This window comes from Nocardioides sp. NPDC051685, from assembly GCF_044453405.1.
In the GTDB taxonomy this organism is placed as follows: domain Bacteria; phylum Actinomycetota; class Actinomycetes; order Propionibacteriales; family Nocardioidaceae; genus Nocardioides.
Genome location: NZ_JBITCR010000002.1, coordinates 277,387 through 293,368, shown reverse-complemented (window position 1 = coordinate 293,368; position 15,982 = coordinate 277,387). Strand labels below are relative to the sequence as shown.

Below are 15,982 nucleotides of genomic sequence, written 5' to 3'. Positions count from 1 at the left end.
CATGAAGTCGGCGAGCTTGACCAAGCACATTTTTGTCACCGGGGGCGTCGCCTCCTCATTGGGAAAGGGCCTGACGGCATCGTCCCTCGGCCGTCTTCTCCGTTCGCGTGGCCTGAGCGTCACCATGCAGAAGCTGGACCCGTACCTCAACGTGGACCCCGGCACGATGAACCCGTTCCAGCACGGTGAGGTCTTCGTGACCAACGACGGGGCCGAGACCGACCTCGACATCGGCCACTACGAGCGGTTCCTCGACACCGACCTGGTCGGCCACGCCAACGTGACCACCGGACAGGTCTACTCCAACGTGATCGCCAAGGAGCGTCGCGGCGACTACCTGGGCGAGACCGTCCAGGTGATCCCGCACATCACCGACGAGATCTCCGAGCGGATCCTCGCGATGCACGGCCCCGAGGTCGACGTGGTGATCACCGAGATCGGTGGCACCGTCGGCGACATCGAGTCGCTGCCGTTCCTCGAGGCCGCCCGCCAGGTGCGCCAGCGCCTCGGCCGCGACAACGTCTTCTTCGTCCACGTCTCCCTGGTGCCCTACATCGGCCCGTCCAAGGAGCTCAAGACGAAGCCGACCCAGCACTCGGTGATGGCTCTGCGCCAGATCGGCATCCAGCCCGACGCCATCGTGTGCCGCGCCGACCGCGAGCTGCCCGAGGGCATCAAGCGCAAGATCGCGCTCATGTGCGACGTCGACGAGGACGCCGTGGTGACCGCCGCCGACGCGCCGAGCATCTACGACATCCCGAAGGTCCTCCACCGCGAGGGTCTGGACGCCTACGTGGTCCGCAAGCTCGACCTGCCCTTCCGCGACGTCGACTGGGCGCTGTGGGAGGACCTGCTCCGCCGGGTCCACCACCCCAAGGAGGAGCTCACCATCGGTCTGGTCGGGAAATACATCGACCTCCCCGACGCCTACCTGAGCGTCGGCGAGGCGCTGCGCGCCGGCGGCTTCGCCAACGAGGCCAAGGTCAACATCCGCTGGATCCCCTCCGACGAGTGCGAGACCCCCGAGGGCGCCGCCAAGAACCTCCACGACGTCGACGCCGTCTGCGTCCCCGGCGGCTTCGGCATCCGTGGCCTGGAGGGCAAGCTCGGCGCGCTGACCTACACCCGCACCCACCAGATCCCGACCCTGGGCCTGTGCCTGGGCCTGCAGTGCATGGTCATCGAGTACGCCCGCAACGTGCTCGGCCTGGAGAAGGCCGACTCCACCGAGTTCGACGCCGAGACCCCCGAGCCCGTCATCGCCACGATGGAGGAGCAGAAGGCGTACGTCGAGGGCGCGGGCGACCTGGGCGGCACCATGCGCCTGGGGCTCTACCCGGCCGAGCTCAAGAAGGGCTCGATCGCGGCCGAGGTCTACGGCCAGACCTCCATCGAGGAGCGTCACCGCCACCGCTACGAGGTCAACAACTCCTACCGCGACCAGCTCGAGGACGCCGGCCTGGTCTTCTCCGGCCTCTCACCCGACAACCAGCTCGTCGAGTTCGTCGAGCTGCCCCGTGACGTACACCCCTACTACGTCTCCACCCAGGCCCACCCCGAGCTCCGCTCGCGGCCGACCCGCCCCCACCCGCTCTTCGCCGGGCTTGTGAAGGCGGCCCTCGACCGGCAGAAGGAGCAGCGGTTCCCGATCGACGAGACCAACCTGCGCCGTGAGGTCAGCGAGGTCGAGCTGCCGGAGCCGGCTGAGGCCTGAACATCCACTGACAGAGCCCCTGGGGTCGGCGTGCGCCGGATCCAGGGGCTCTGCGTCTGTGTTTCTAGCGACGTACCTCGCCGGTCGGCTTCACCTCGCCGCGCCAGGCACCGGACTCGGTGCCACGCTCCTCGATGAAGTCCTTGAACCGCTCGAGGTCTCCCTTGGCTCGCATGTCGACGATCTTGAGCAGGTCGCCGGTCTTCTCGACCGCGCCCTCGGGCTCGTACTCGAGGCGCAGCGTCACCTGGGTCGCCTTGCCCATCTCGTCCGGGGAGAACGACACCGTGCCCTGGTTCTTGGTGCCCTCGACGGCACGCCAGGTGATCCGCTCGTCGGGCACCTGGTGGACGATCTCGGCGTCCCACTCCCGGGTGACGCCGCCGATCTCGGCCTTCCAGTGCAGGTGCTTGTCGTCGAGCTGCTGGACCGACTCGACGCCCTCCATGAACTGAGGGAAGGTCTCGAACTGGGTCCACTGGTCATACGCGGTGTGGACCGGAACTCCGACGTGAACGCTCTTCTCGATCGTGCTCATGTCTCTGGTCTCCTCTCGATTGCGTACGACACCCGGGGTACCCGACAACCCCGGGAGCCATACCTTCTCGAGACCTTCTCGAGCCGGAACGAGCTCACCGAGCGCGAGCCGCGACCTGCCGCGAGTGCACGTCGGCCAGGCGGACGATCGTCTGACGCACGAACGGGACCAGGGCGTCGCCCTCGCAGGCCTTCCGGGCGGCAGCTGCCACGTCCTCACCGGCCTGCGCCGGGTAGAACCGGAGCTGGAGCCCGTAGGCGAGCAGGCCACCACCCCTGATCTCGCGCGCGGCGTCGAGATAGCGCTGTGCGTACGGCGCCAGGATCTCGTCCTGGCCGGGCCGCCAGAACGCCGAGCTCAGCGCGTAGGCGCTGTCGGTGCGCGGCAGCCGACGCTCGACCATGGTCACCTGCCAGGCCTCCTCCTTGGCCTCGGCGAGCGGCTGCGCGGTGCGTACGCCCAGGGCGCTGACCCACGACTCGGGGTCCGGGTCGCGGGCCTCGAGGGCGGCGACCGCCTCGGCGTCGTAGTCGCCCAGCTCGGCGCGTCGGCCGAGTAGCCGCCAGGCCACCTGTACGTCCTCGGCGGCGCCGGTCTCGGCCAGGGCGAGCTGCTCGGGCGTGGTCGCGTGCGAGGCGAGGACACGCATCGCGGTGTCGCGGTTGGCCGGGTCCTCGGCGAGCGCCGCGGCGGCTCCGGCGACCAGCGCACGCTGCTCGGCCACCCGGTCGGGCGCCGTCCAGAGCTCCGCCGCGCCCACGGCCATGCCGAGGAACTCGCCGGTGACCTGCGGGTTCTTCTCGCGCTCCAGCACCGACAGGACCCGCGAGACGACCTCGGGACCGCCGATCTCGCCGCGGAAGAGCGCCGACCAGGCGCTGTTGACGGCGACCGCTCGTGCGACCGCGTCCGGCAGCAGCCCGGCGTGCTGACCGAGCCACGCCTCGCTGGCCTCGTCGGAGCGGACCGCCGCGAAGGTCACGTCGGTGGCGTTGACCAGGTGGGCGGCCGCGTCCGGGAGCGAGACCGCGACGGGCTCGCCCTCGACGGTGACCGGCGTGGTCGCGAGCAGGGCGCCGGAGTTGTCGTAGGAGGCGATGTCGAGCCGGTGCGGACGTACGGTGCCGTCGGCGCTGGTGACCGACACCTTGCCGTCGGCGAGGGTGATCACGTCGGTGCCGGCGTGGTCGAGCCACGCCGTCGTCCAGCCGGAGAGGTCCTTGCCGGCGGCCGCCCCGAAGGCGCCCATCAGGTCGTCGAGGACGGTGTTGCCGTAGGCGTGCTCGGCGAAGTAGGCCTGCAGCCCGGCGAGGTAGGCCTCCTCGCCGATGTAGGCGTGCAGCTGCTGGAGCACCGCCTGGCCCTTCATGTAGGTGATCGCGTCGAAGTTGGCCATCGCGACGTCGACGCTGGGCACGACCCCGCGGATCGGGTGGGTGGCGGGCGTGGCGTCGATGTCGTAACCCGCCTTCTTCTCGGTCAGCGCGATCGAGGCCCACACGTCGGCGTAGTCGGGGAGCGCCGCCGAGGCCCACACGGCCGCCCAGGAGGCGAACGCCTCGTTGAGCCACAGGTCGTCCCACCAGCGCATCGTGACCAGGTCGCCGAACCACATGTGTGCCATCTCGTGCAGGATCACGTTCGTACGCTCGGTGCGATCGGCGTGGGTCGGTGCCGTGCGGTAGAGGAACATGTCGCTGTGGGTGACCGCGCCCCAGTTCTCCATCGCACCACCCATGTCGGGCACGAAGATCTGGTCGTATCTGGTCTGCGGGAACGGCATCGCGAACTTGCTCCCGAACCAGGCCAGCCCGTGCTCGGTGACGTCGAGGATCTCCTCACGGTCCCGCTCGAGCTGGCTCGCCAGCGACCGACGGGCGTAGAGCCCGAGGTCGTAGCCACCGCGCTCGGCGCGGACCTCCACGAACGGACCGGCGTTGACCACCACGACGTACGTCGAGAGCGGGGGAGTGTCCTCGAAGACCCAGGTCCGCGCCCCCTCCGCCGGGTCCGAGACGTCCGCCGGTGCGGTGTTGGACAGGACCGTCCACTCCTCGGGCGCGGTCACGGTGAACGCGTGCACCGCCTTGAGGTCGGGCTGGTCGAAGCAGGCCCACAGCCGGCGGGCGTCGTCCGGCTCGAAGGAGGTCCACACGTAGACGTTGCCGTCGGACGGGTCGACAGTTCGCAGCACGCCCTCGGAGGAGGCGGTGTCGGACTGGGAGGCGGTGACGACCAGGGTGTTGGTCTCGGCGAGGTCCTCGAGCGGGATGCGTCCGGCGCTGATCGTGGCCAGGTCGAGCTCCGCGCCGTTGAGGGTGGCAGCCGAGACCTCGGCCACGCAGTCGACGAACGTGCTCGATCCAGGGGTCGCGGAGAAGGTGATCGTGGAGACGCTGGAGAGCGTCTCGCCCTCCAGCAGGCCGGTCATGTCGAGCGAGATGTCGTAGTGCTCGACGGTGACCGTGGCGGCCCGCGCGGCCGCCTCCTCCTGGGTCAGTGAGGCAGGGGCGGCGGGGGAGGTGGCAGACATGAGCCGAGGGTAGCCTCGGGCCATGACATCGGACGCACGAATTTCGGACTCGCCCGTGCCGCTGGACCAGGGACCGCTCACCGAGTGGGACACCCCCGAGAGCTGGCCGGTCGCCTCGAGCGAGGACCTCCACCGCGACGGTTGGGTGGTCGCGCTGCGCGCCGACCGGATCAACCGCCCCGGTCACGAGGACGAGGAGCCGTTCCGGCGCCTGGTGGTCGAGCACCCGGGTGCCGCGGTCGTGCTGGCGCTTGACGAGGAGGAGCGGGCCCTGGTCATCACCCAGTACCGTCATCCCGCCAAGCGGCGCTTCGTGGAGCTGCCGGCCGGCCTGATCGACTATCCCGGCGAGGACCCGCTCGATGTCGCCGTGCGCGAGCTGCGCGAGGAGGTGGCCCACGAGGCGGCCGAGTGGACGCCGCTGCTCTCGACGTACGCCTCACCCGGGCTCACCGAGGAGATCCACCACTTCTTCCTCGCCCGCGGCCTCACCGCCAGTGACCGCGACGGCTTCGAGCTCGAGCACGAGGAGGCCGAGATGAGCGTCCACTGGGTGCCCTTCGAGGAGCTTCTGGAGGCCGTGCTGAGCGGTCGCGCGACCGACTCGCCGGTGGTCCAGGCCGTCCTTGCGTACGCCACCCTCAAAGCACGTGGCAGAGTCTGATCAGGCGACTGGTCGATGACCGAACGACGTGGTTTTGGTGACTTGCGCCACACCGGGTTAGACATGCCGCATCAGGCGGCGAACATCCGGCTGACCCGTAACCCACGGACCACCACATTCAGGGGAGAGACATGAGAATCGGCGTACCCAAGGAAGTCAAGAACCACGAGTACCGGGTGGCGATCACCCCCTCGGGCGTTCACGAGCTGGTGGCCAACGGCCACGAGGTCTTCGTCGAGGCCGGTGCCGGCGTCGGCTCCTCGATCTCCGATGGCGAGTACGCCGCGGTGGGCGCCAAGATCCTCGGCGACGCCGACGAGACCTGGGGCAACGCCGACATGGTGCTGAAGGTCAAGGAGCCGGTCGCGGAGGAGTACCACCGCCTGCGCGAGGGCCTGACCCTGTTCACCTACCTCCACCTGGCCGCCGACAAGCCGCTGACGCAGGAGCTGTTGGCCAAGAAGGTCACCGCGATCGCGTACGAGACCGTGGAGCTGCCCAACCGGGCGCTGCCGCTGCTCTACCCGATGTCGGAGGTCGCCGGCTGCCTGGCGCCCCAGGTCGGCGCCTACAACCTGCTCAAGGCCCAGGGCGGCCGCGGCACGCTGATGGGTGGTGTCGGCGGTGTCGCCAACGCCAAGGTCGTCATCATCGGTGCCGGCGTCTCCGGCCAGAACGCCGCCAACATCGCTCTCGGCATGGGCGCGGACGTCACCCTGCTCGACACCGACCTGGAGAAGCTGCGGATGTCGTTCTGGCGCTACTCCAACCAGGTCCACGGGCTGGCGTCGAACAAGCTCGCGCTGGAGGAGCAGGTGCTCGGTGCCGACCTGGTCATCGGCGCTGTGCTGATCCCGGGCGCGGCCGCGCCGAAGCTGGTCAGCAACGACCTGGTCTCGCGGATGAAGCCGGGCTCGGTGCTCGTCGACATCGCCATCGACCAGGGTGGCTGCTTCGAGGACTCCCACGCCACCACCCACGCGGACCCGACCTACCAGGTCCACAACTCGACGTTCTACTGCGTGGCCAACATGCCCGGTGCGGTGCCGAACACCTCGACCTACGCCCTCACCAACGCGACAATGCCGTACGCCGTCGCGCTGGCCAACAAGGGCTGGGCCCAGGCGCTGCGTGACGACGCCGCGCTCGCCAAGGGCCTCAACACCCACGCCGGCCAGCTGACCAACGCGCCCGTGGGCGAGGCCGTCGGCATCGACGCCGTCGCGCTGGAGACCGTCCTCGCCTGACGCCGAGTCGGCGCGTTCTGACGTGCAAACCCGCCGAGTCGGCTCGTCATGACGAGCCGACTCGGCGGCATTTCTGGTCAAGATGAGCCGACTCGGCGGTGTTTTCGGTCAGGATGAGCCGACTCGGCTGGTTGGATGGGGAGGGTGACAGCGGTGGAGCACGCGATGCGTACGTATCTCGACCACCTCACGGTCGAGCGGGGGCTTGCGGCCAACACGCTGTCGTCCTACCGGCGCGACCTGAGGAGGTACGCCGAGTTCCTCGCCCAGCAGAGCGTCGATGACCTCGCCGGGGTCTCGGAGGCGACGGTGTCGGGGTTCCTGGCGCACCTGCGCGAGGGCAGCGAGGAGCATCCGGCGCTGAGCGCGACCTCGGCGGCGCGGACGGTGGTCGCGGTGCGCGGGTTCCACAAGTTCGCGGTGGCCGACGGCCTGGTCGAGGCCAACCCGGCCGGCCACGTGAAGCCGCCGCGCGCGGAGAAGCGGCTCCCGAAGGCGCTCCCGCTGGCCGACGTCGAGGCGATCCTGGAGGCGGCCGGCGCCCCCGGCACCCCGCTCGCGCTGCGCGACCGGGCGCTCCTGGAGGTGCTCTACGGCACCGGCGCCCGGATCTCCGAGGCGGTCGGGCTCGACGTCGACGACCTCGACCGGGTCGACCATGTCGTCCTGCTGCGCGGCAAGGGCGGCAAGGAGCGGATCGTCCCGGTCGGCTCCTACGCCATCGAGGCGGTCGAGGCCTACCTGACCCGCGCCCGTCCCGACCTCGCCTCCACCCGCTCGGGAGGCGCGCTCTTCCTCAACGCCCGCGGCGGCCGTCTCTCCCGCCAGTCGGCCTGGACGGTCCTGACCCGTGCCGCCGAGCGCGCCGGGATCGACAAGGACGTCTCGCCCCACACCCTGCGCCACTCCTTCGCCACCCACCTGCTGGACGGGGGCGCCGACGTACGTGTGGTGCAGGAGCTGCTGGGCCATGCATCGGTGACCACGACGCAGATCTACACTCTTGTCACCGTGGACAATCTCCGAGAGGTCTTCGCGACCGCACACCCGAGGGCCCTGTGACAGACATCGCGACGGGCACGACCGACTGGATCCCCAAGGTCGGCGCGAGTGCCGACGACGTCTACGAGGCGGTCGTGGAGTGGGCCGAGGGGAGTGGCCGCAGCCTCTACCCCCACCAGGACGAGGCGATCATGTCCATCCTGGCCGGCGACAACGTCATTCTGGCGACGCCGACCGGCTCGGGGAAGTCGCTGGTCGCGGCGGCGGCGCACGCGGCGGCGCTGGCCGAGGACAAGGTCTCCTTCTACACCGCGCCGATCAAGGCCCTGGTCAGCGAGAAGTTCTTCGACCTGGTCGAGACCTTCGGCGCCGAGAACGTCGGCATGCTCACCGGCGACGCGTCGGTCAACGCCGACGCCCCGATCATCTGCTGCACCGCCGAGGTGCTCGCCAATCTGGCGCTTCGTGAGGGCAAGCACGCCGACGTCGGGCTCGTCATCATGGACGAGTTCCACTATTACGGCGAGCCCGACCGTGGCTGGGCGTGGCAGGTGCCGCTGCTCGAGCTCCCGCAGGCACAGTTCCTGCTGCTGAGCGCGACCCTGGGTGACACCAGCGCCCTCGCCAAGGACCTGACCAGGCGAAACGGCCGCGAGACCGTGCTGGTCGACCAGGCGGAACGACCCGTTCCGCTGACCTTCGACTGGCGCCTGACCCCGCTCCCGGAGACCCTCGAGGAGCTCGTCACCACCGGACAGGCACCGGTCTACGTCGTCCACTTCACCCAGAAGGACGCCGTCACCCACGGCACCTCGCTGCTCAACGCGAGCTGGCTGAAGCTCTCCACCGAGGAGAAGGACCAGATCGCCCGGCGGCTCGAACCGGTCCGCTTCGCGGCCGGTTTCGGCAAGACCCTGGCCAAGCTCCTGCGCAAGGGCATCGGCGTCCATCACGCCGGCATGCTGCCCCGCTACCGGCGGCTGGTGGAGCAGCTGGCCCAGGCCGGTCTGCTCAAGGTCATCGCCGGCACCGACACCCTCGGCGTCGGCATCAACGTCCCGATCCGCACGGTGCTCTTCACCGGCCTCGCCAAGTTCGACGGCCGCCGCCAGCGCATCCTGCGCACGCGGGAGTTCCTCCAGATCGCCGGCCGCGCCGGCCGGGCCGGCTTCGACACCCAGGGCTACGTCGTCGTCCAGGCGCCCGAGCACATCATCGAGAACGAGAAGGCCAAGGCGAAGTCCGAGGAGCGCCGCAAGGCCGGCAAGAAGAACTCCAAGGCCCAGCTCAAGAAGCCGCCCGAGGGCACGGTCGTGTGGACCGAGGCGACCTTCACCAAGCTCGTCGACGGCGCTCCGGAGCCGCTGCAGAGCCGGATGAAGGTCGACAACTCGATGATCCTCAACGTCGTCGCCCGCGACGAGGACGCGTTCGCGGTGATGCGCCGGATCACCATGGACAACCACGAGGACCGGCGCACCCAGCTCAAGCTCGCCCGCCGGGCCCTGCGGCTGACCCGCTCGCTGGTGCACAGCGGGGTGCTCACCCGGCTGGCCGAGCCCGACGCGTACGGGCGCCGCTATGTCCTCACCGAAGCGCTCCCGGCCGACTTCGCGCTCAACCAGCCGCTGGCCCACTTCGCCCTCGCCGCGCTGGACACGCTCGACCCGGAGTCGCCGGAGCACACCCTGGAGATCGTCTCGGTGATCGAGTCGGTCCTCGAGCCGCCGCGCCAGATCCTCTTCGCCCAGCAGCACGAGGCCCGCGGCAAGGCGATCGAGAACCTGAAGGCCGACGGTGTCGAGTACGACGAGCGGATGGCTCTCATCGAGGAGATCACCTGGCCCAAGCCGATGGCCGAACGGCTCGAGGCCCTCTTCGAGGTCTACCGCGGCACCCACCCGTGGCTGCCTGAGGACGCCCTCGACCCGAAGTCGATCCTGCGCGAGATGTACGAGCAGGGCATGACCTTCACCGACGTCGTACGCCGCTACCAGCTCGCCCGCTCCGAGGGCCTGGTGCTGCGCTACCTGACCGACGCCTACCGCACCTTCCGGCACACGGTCCCCGAGACCTACAAGACCCCCGAGGTCGAGGACCTGATCGAGTGGCTGGGGGAGACCATCCGGCAGACCGACTCGAGCCTGCTGGACGAGTGGGAGGCGCTCTCCGATCCCGAGCACATCCCCTCGGCGGTGGCCCACCACGAGGCACCGCCGCCCCCGCGGTCCCTGTCGCAACAGCTTCGCGCCTTCGAGATCATGGTTCGCAACGCGATGTGGGCCCGGGTCGACGCGGTCTCGCGCGACGACCTGGACGGCCTGATGCGTCTGGAGCGCGCGGCTGCCGACCGCTTCGAGCCCGCGCGCGAGGTCGTGATGACCCGGTCCCGCTGGGACGACGCCCTGGAGGCCTACTTCGCCGAGCACGACGACGTCGGCATCTCCGCCGACTCGCGCTCCCCGAAGCTGCTCACCTGGACCGCCGAGCGGGGCGCGCCGGCGGGCGTGGACGAGGACGACGAGACCCATGACGACACCCGGGTCTGGCGGATCACCCAGACCATCGACGACCCCGCCGGCGACCACGACTGGGTGATCGAGGCGGTGGCCGATCTGGATGCGAGCGACGAGGCCGGCGAGCTGGTTCTGGCGACCGTGTCGATGCGTCGGCTGTGACTGGTTGCTTGCTTCCGCTAGCGTTGAGGCGTGCGCAAGCTACTGAAGAACCCCGTCGTCGTCGCGGCGATCGCCAAGATCGCCGACGAGGCTCGCAAGCCCGAGAACCAGAAGAAGATCAAGGACGCTGCGAGCAAGGCGTACGACCAGTTCCAGAAGCGCCGTCGGTCGCGCTGAGGGCGGCCGATCGAGCGGAGATCCGTCCACAGGTTTCTCCACATCGAAGGCCCTTCCTGTGGGCCAGGCGCGGCGCCAAGTGCACAGGTCATCAACAGATTCGGATCGCGTAGCAGAATCACCTGGATTTGCCTTGTGACACGCCCGGCGCGGCTCCTAGAGTCGCGCAGATCTGGGTCTTAGAGTCGCCGTGTCGACATATAGACCCGCACGCCGTGATCGTTCCAGGGCCGCGGCAACTCAACCGGGGGTGGAGGAATGGAAGACAGCTATTTCGGAGCAGGTGGCGCGACAGCGCCGCAGATGCCTCCGCAGACGCCGGCGCCGCCGGCCTATCCGCCCTCGGCCCGGCTGCGCGCCAACGCCCCCGAGCCCGATGCGGGTTCCTTCGATTCCCCGGGCAAGAACAAGATGGGTCCGACCGGTCGGCCCTGGCCCCACCTCCCCGAGCCCGGCCCCGCCACCGGCGGCCCGGCGCGTACGGTCGCGATGGTCAACCAGAAGGGTGGCGTCGGCAAGACCACGACCACCATCAACCTGGGTGCCGCGCTGGCCGAGCACGGCCGCAAGGTCCTCCTCGTCGACTTCGACCCGCAGGGGTCGCTCTCGGTCGGTCTGGGGCTCCAGCCCAACGAGATCGAGCTGACCGTCTACAACCTGCTGATGGAGCGTGACATCACGCTCGAGGACGTCGTCGTCCCCTCCGGCATCGACGGCGTCGACCTGCTCCCGGCCAACATCGACCTCTCCGCCGCCGAGGTGCAGCTGGTCCAGGAGGTCGCCCGCGAGCAGACCCTGGCCCGCGCCCTGGCTCCGGCCGTCGCCGACTACGACGTCATCCTCATCGACTGCCAGCCGAGCCTGGGGCTGCTGACCGTCAACGCGCTGACCGCCTCCGACTCCGTGGTCGTGCCGCTGGAGTGCGAATACTTCGCGCTGCGCGGCGTCGCGCTGCTCAAGGACACCATCGACAAGGTTCAGGAGCGGCTCAACCCGCGTCTGAAGATCGACGGAATACTGGGCACGATGTACGACAGCCGCACCATGCACAGCCGCGAGGTCATGGAGACCCTGGTCAACGGCTGGGGCGACCGGGTCTTCCACAGCGTCATCCGCCGCACTGTGAAGTTCGCCGACTCCACCGTGGTCGGCGAGCCGATCACCGAGTACGCGTCCAGCTCCACCGGTGCCGACTCCTACCGGATGCTCGCCAAGGAGGTGCTGGCCCGATGGCAACGAGGCGAGTGAGGGTTCCCGCCGCTGACGACCTCTTCCGGCGTACGTCCGACGGTGCTGCCACCGCGGCGGCTGCCGAGGCGAAGGCCCGCCCGGTGCACGCCGTGCCCGAGCCGGCCGAGGAGGCGCCGGCCGCGAAGAAGCGGTCGAGCGGCCGCGTACGTCATGACGAGAAGATGACGGTCTACATCACCTCCGAGGAGCTGCTCGACCTCGAGCACGCCCGGCTCAACCTGCGCGCCAAGCACGGCATCGCGGTCGACCGCGGCCGGCTGGTGCGCGAGGCGCTCGCGATCGTGCTGGCCGACCTGGAGGAGTACGGGGACGACAGCGCCCTCGTGCACCGGCTCGCCGACCCACGGTGACGGCAACACAGATGACACCAGCCCCGGACGGGGCCGAGGAGCAGGAGTCGAGCGGCGCCGGTGGTTTCGAGGTGCACCTCGGCAACTTCGAGGGCCCCTTCGACCTGCTGCTCAGCCTGATCGCCAAGCACAAGCTCGACATCACCGAGGTCTCCCTGGCCACGGTCACCGACGAGTTCATCGCGTACGTCAAGAAGGGTGCCGCCGAGAGTGGGAAGGGTGCCTGGGACCTCGACCAGACCTCGAACTTCCTGCTGGTCGCGAGCACGCTGCTCGACCTGAAGGCGGCCCGGCTGCTGCCGCAGGGCGATGTCGAGGACGAGGAGGACCTCGCGCTGCTCGAGGCGCGTGACCTGCTCTTCGCGCGGCTGCTGCAGTACAAGGCGTTCAAGCAGGTCGCGGCCGTGTTCGGCGATCGGCTGGCGAAGGAGTCCAAGCGCCACCCGCGCTCGGTCCAGCTCGAGCCGCGCTACGCCGGCCTGCTGCCCGAGGTGCTCATCGGGATCGGGCTGGACCAGTTCGCCCAGCTCGCCGCGGCGGCGATGGCGCCCAAGCCGGGGCCGCCCGAGATCGGGCTGGCGCACATCCACGGCTCGAGGGTGTCGGTCAAGGAGCAGGCGGCCCTGGTCATCGAACGGCTGCGCGCCTCGGGACAGGTCACCTTCCGCGGCCTGTGCGCCGACTCGCCCGACACGCTGACCACCGTGGCCCGGTTCCTCTCGCTGCTGGAGCTCTTCCGCGAAGGTGCGGTCGCGTTCGACCAGGTCACCGCGCTGGGCGAGCTGACCGTACGTTGGACCGGCGACGAGGCGCTCGATGTCGACGAGCTGATCCAGGACGAGTTCGAGGGGCAGCCGCCCGTGGAGGGCGGCGCCGAGGATGGGGAGAAGGACGATGACTGAGGCCTCCGAAGAGACGCTGGCGATCGAGCTGGCCGACCTGCGTCCGGCGCTCGAGGCGGTGCTGATGGTCGCGGACGAGCCGCTCGAGGCGGCCGCGCTGGCCTCGGCCGTGGCTCATCCGACGGCGACGGTGGTCGAGGCCCTGGAGGGTCTGTCCGCCGAATACACCGAGCAGGGGCGCGGCTTCGACCTGCGCAACGTCGCGGGTGGCTGGCGGTTCTACACCCGTGAGGAGTACGCGAGCGTCGTCGGGGGCTTCGTGCTCGAGGGCCAGCAGGCCCGGCTGACCCAGGCGGCCCTGGAGACGCTGGCCGTGGTGGCCTACAAGCAGCCGGTCTCGCGCGCCCGGGTCTCCGCGATCCGCGGAGTCAACGTCGACGGTGTGATGCGCACCCTGCTCACCCGCGGTCTCGTCGAGGAGGCCGGCCAGGACCACGAGACCGGCGCCAACCTCTACCGCACCACCGGCTACTTCCTCGAGCGGATCGGCATCACCGACCTCGGTGAGCTGCCCGAGCTCGCTCCCTACCTGCCCGACCTCGCCGACATGGAGGAGGAGCTGACCGAGCAGGTCAGCCAGGAGGCGCTCGCCGCGCAACCGGAGGCTGGGCCGGATCTTGGGTCAGCGACGAATGGGCCCGACTCCGAGGATGCGGGAGAATCCAACTCGTGAGTGACCTTCCTGAGCGTGACGATCTGCCGCTGGACGACGAGGGCCTGATCCGGCTCCAGAAGCTGCTGGCCCTGGCCGGCATCGCGTCGCGCCGCGGCAGCGAGATCCTGATGCTCAACGGCTCCGTCGAAGTCAACGGCGAGGTCGTCACCCGCCTCGGCACCAAGGTCGACCCCGGCAAGGACGTCGTACGCGTCGACGGCAAGCGTCTCCCGCCGATCTCCGGCAAGGTCTACCTCGTCCTCAACAAGCCGCGTGGTGTGGTCTCGACGATGAGCGACCCGGAGGGCCGGCGCAACCTGTCGGACCTGGTCGCCGACCGCCCGGAGCGGCTCTTCCACGTCGGCCGGCTCGACACCGACACCGAGGGCCTGATCATCCTCACCAACGACGGTGACTTCGCCCACCGGCTGGCCCACCCCAGCTACGAGGTCGACAAGACCTATGTCGCCGAGGTCAAGGGTGAGATCTTCCCCAACGTACGCAAGCGGCTGCTCGCCGGCGTCACCCTCGAGGACGGCCCGGTCACCGTGACCAAGGCTCGGATCATGGAGACCCGCAAGGACAAGTCGATCATCGAGCTGGTCATCCACGAGGGCCGCAACCGCATCGTGCGCCGCCTCCTCGACCACGTCGGCCACCCGGTCACCCGCCTGACCCGCACCCGGATCGGCCCGGTCCGGCTCGGCACGATGAAGCCGGGCGACATGCGCGACCTCTCCCGCGAGGAGCTGGGCGAGCTCCTCGACAACACCGAGCTCTGAGGCTCGAATCCTGGATGCGTACGCCATCTCGAACCGCTAAGGTGAGTGACATGCAGCAGCGCGCGATGAGCACGACGACGCCGGACCCACTCCGGCGCTGACCTGCTGTCCACCCTTTTCGCAGACCGCCCCGGAGCAGTGCTCCGGGGCGGTTCTTCGTCCTCGGCGGTGATGCTCCCGGGCCCTTGAACTCTGGAGCACATCCATGAACCTCGACCCTGCTGACCGTCTCGGGCTTCGCTTCGACCATCGAGACCTCAATCGCGACCTCGACATCTTCGCCACCGACCCGCTGGCCGGCTCCGGGCTGCCGTTGTGGCTGCCAGACGGCGCCATCGTCTTCGCCGAGCTGGAGCGGCTGGCCGCCGAGCTGGCCAGGGCCGACGGCTGCGTACCCGTCAAGACCCCGGTGCTCGGCAAACGCGCGCTCTTCGAACGCTCGGGACACTGGGCGAAGTTCGCCGAGGACATGTTCCCGCCGATGTCGATGGGAGTGGGGGCGGAGGAGGACGACCTGGTTCTTCGTCCCGCCAACTGCCCCCACCATGCGCTGGTCTACAAGGCGCGCCCGCACTCCTATCGTGAGCTCCCGATCCGGCTCCACGAGCTCGCCCCGATGTTCCGCGCCGAACGGTCCGGGGTGCTGTCCGGTCTGAGCCGGGTACGCCAGATCAACCTCGACGACACCCATGTCTTCTGCCGCCCCGACCAGGTCGCCGACGAGGCGGGGAAGGCGTTGCGTTCGGCGCTGAAGGCGCAGCGGATCCTCGGCCTCCGGGTCGACTACGTACGCCTCTCCCTCCGCGACTCCTCGCCGTCCTACCTCGGCTCCTCCGAGCAGTGGCGCGATGCCGAGGAGGCGCTGCGAAAGGCTGCGTCCGAGGCTGGTGTCGAGGTCGTCGAGGCGCCGGGTGAGGCCGCCTTCTACGGCCCCAAGCTCGACCTCCAGGTCGGCGACGCGGCTCACGAGGAGACCATCGCCACCGTCCAGGTCGACTTCAACCAGCCCGAGCGCTTCGACCTCAGCTACGACGCCGCCGACGGCTCCCGGCAGCGGGTCGTGATGGTCCACCGCGGCACCGTCGGTTCCATGGAGCGCGTCACCGCGGCGGTGCTCGAGCGCTACCAGGGCCGCCTCCCGCTGTGGCTCGCGCCCGTCCAGATCGCCGTCCTGCCGGTCTCCTCGTCCCAGGACGATGCTGCCCGGGCGCTCGTCGACGCGCTCCTCGCCGAAGGCCTCCGCCCGCGTCTGGATCCTGGCGGGTCGCTCGGCGCTCGCATCCGCGACTCCCGGCGTCGGCGTGAGCCGCTCATCGCGGTCATCGGGGCGAACGAGGCCGAGGCGGGGGAGGTGCAGGTACGCGACGTCGCGGCCGGGGGCGAGCACCGGCTCTCGGTTGCTGGGGTGGTAGGGGCGATGAAGGACGCCTATCGCGCACGTGCGAGTGAGGTCTGCTGGTGAGGTTGGGGTCGGCTGCCGACCTTGCCA

The 15,982-nt window shown here is 69.7% G+C and carries 14 protein-coding genes; 12 read left to right on the top strand and 2 right to left on the bottom strand.

What is annotated here, in order from left to right; all coding sequences use genetic code 11:
- Position 1 precedes the first annotated feature (1 nt).
- Positions 2-1,714 carry a CTP synthase gene (locus tag ACIA03_RS06515; protein WP_396980429.1) on the top strand — a complete coding sequence of 571 codons (1,713 nt, stop codon included), beginning with the start codon at positions 2-4 and terminating at the stop codon, positions 1,712-1,714.
- Between the two features lie 64 nt (positions 1,715-1,778).
- Here the strand turns inward: ACIA03_RS06515 and ACIA03_RS06510 are convergent, their stop codons facing one another.
- Positions 1,779-2,252: an SRPBCC family protein gene (locus ACIA03_RS06510; protein WP_396980427.1), complete on the bottom strand. Its 474-nt coding sequence runs from the start codon at positions 2,250-2,252 to the stop codon at positions 1,779-1,781.
- 94 nt (positions 2,253-2,346) lie between these two features.
- Positions 2,347-4,785, bottom strand: coding sequence for an aminopeptidase N (gene pepN, locus ACIA03_RS06505; RefSeq protein WP_396980425.1), 2,439 nt, complete (start codon positions 4,783-4,785; stop codon positions 2,347-2,349).
- A gap of 22 nt (positions 4,786-4,807) precedes the next feature.
- Here pepN and ACIA03_RS06500 point away from each other — a divergent pair, with 22 nt between their 5' ends.
- From ACIA03_RS06500 to thrS, 11 genes are all read left to right on the top strand, one after another.
- Positions 4,808-5,449 (top strand): NUDIX domain-containing protein, encoded by a 642-nt coding sequence (locus ACIA03_RS06500; protein WP_396980423.1) that lies wholly within the window; start codon positions 4,808-4,810, stop codon positions 5,447-5,449.
- A 131-nt stretch (positions 5,450-5,580) separates the two neighbouring features.
- Positions 5,581-6,696: an alanine dehydrogenase gene (gene ald / locus ACIA03_RS06495; RefSeq protein WP_396980421.1), complete on the top strand. Its 1,116-nt coding sequence runs from the start codon at positions 5,581-5,583 to the stop codon at positions 6,694-6,696.
- A gap of 165 nt (positions 6,697-6,861) precedes the next feature.
- A complete protein-coding gene (gene xerD / locus ACIA03_RS06490) occupies positions 6,862-7,758 on the top strand; it encodes a site-specific tyrosine recombinase XerD (protein WP_396980419.1) in 897 nt (298 codons plus the stop codon).
- Complete coding sequence (locus ACIA03_RS06485; protein WP_396980417.1) at positions 7,755-10,376, top strand: DEAD/DEAH box helicase; 2,622 nt, start codon at positions 7,755-7,757, stop codon at positions 10,374-10,376. The genes xerD and ACIA03_RS06485 overlap by 4 nt, the downstream gene beginning before the upstream one ends.
- A 30-nt stretch (positions 10,377-10,406) precedes the next feature.
- The gene (locus tag ACIA03_RS06480) at positions 10,407-10,553 is read left to right on the top strand and encodes a hypothetical protein (RefSeq protein ID WP_160146579.1); all 147 of its coding nucleotides are present in this window, start codon (positions 10,407-10,409) and stop codon (positions 10,551-10,553) included.
- A gap of 411 nt (positions 10,554-10,964) precedes the next feature.
- On the top strand, positions 10,965-11,801 hold the full coding sequence (locus ACIA03_RS06475; RefSeq protein WP_396981776.1) for a ParA family protein: 837 nt from the start codon (positions 10,965-10,967) through the stop codon (positions 11,799-11,801).
- Positions 11,783-12,154, top strand: a complete 372-nt coding sequence (locus tag ACIA03_RS06470; protein ID WP_396980415.1) for a hypothetical protein — start codon at positions 11,783-11,785, stop codon at positions 12,152-12,154. The genes ACIA03_RS06475 and ACIA03_RS06470 overlap by 19 nt, the downstream gene beginning before the upstream one ends.
- 11 nt (positions 12,155-12,165) lie before the next feature.
- Positions 12,166-13,056, top strand: coding sequence for a segregation and condensation protein A (locus tag ACIA03_RS06465; protein WP_396980413.1), 891 nt, complete (start codon positions 12,166-12,168; stop codon positions 13,054-13,056).
- The gene (scpB, locus tag ACIA03_RS06460; protein ID WP_396980411.1) at positions 13,049-13,729 is read left to right on the top strand and encodes an SMC-Scp complex subunit ScpB; all 681 of its coding nucleotides are present in this window, start codon (positions 13,049-13,051) and stop codon (positions 13,727-13,729) included. The genes ACIA03_RS06465 and scpB overlap by 8 nt, the downstream gene beginning before the upstream one ends.
- Positions 13,726-14,493, top strand: coding sequence for a pseudouridine synthase (locus ACIA03_RS06455; protein ID WP_350828288.1), 768 nt, complete (start codon positions 13,726-13,728; stop codon positions 14,491-14,493). Before scpB ends, ACIA03_RS06455 begins: the two co-directional genes overlap by 4 nt.
- Before the next feature lie 205 nt (positions 14,494-14,698).
- On the top strand, positions 14,699-15,955 hold the full coding sequence (gene thrS / locus ACIA03_RS06450; protein ID WP_396980408.1) for a threonine--tRNA ligase: 1,257 nt from the start codon (positions 14,699-14,701) through the stop codon (positions 15,953-15,955).
- Positions 15,956-15,982: the final 27 nt, after the last annotated feature.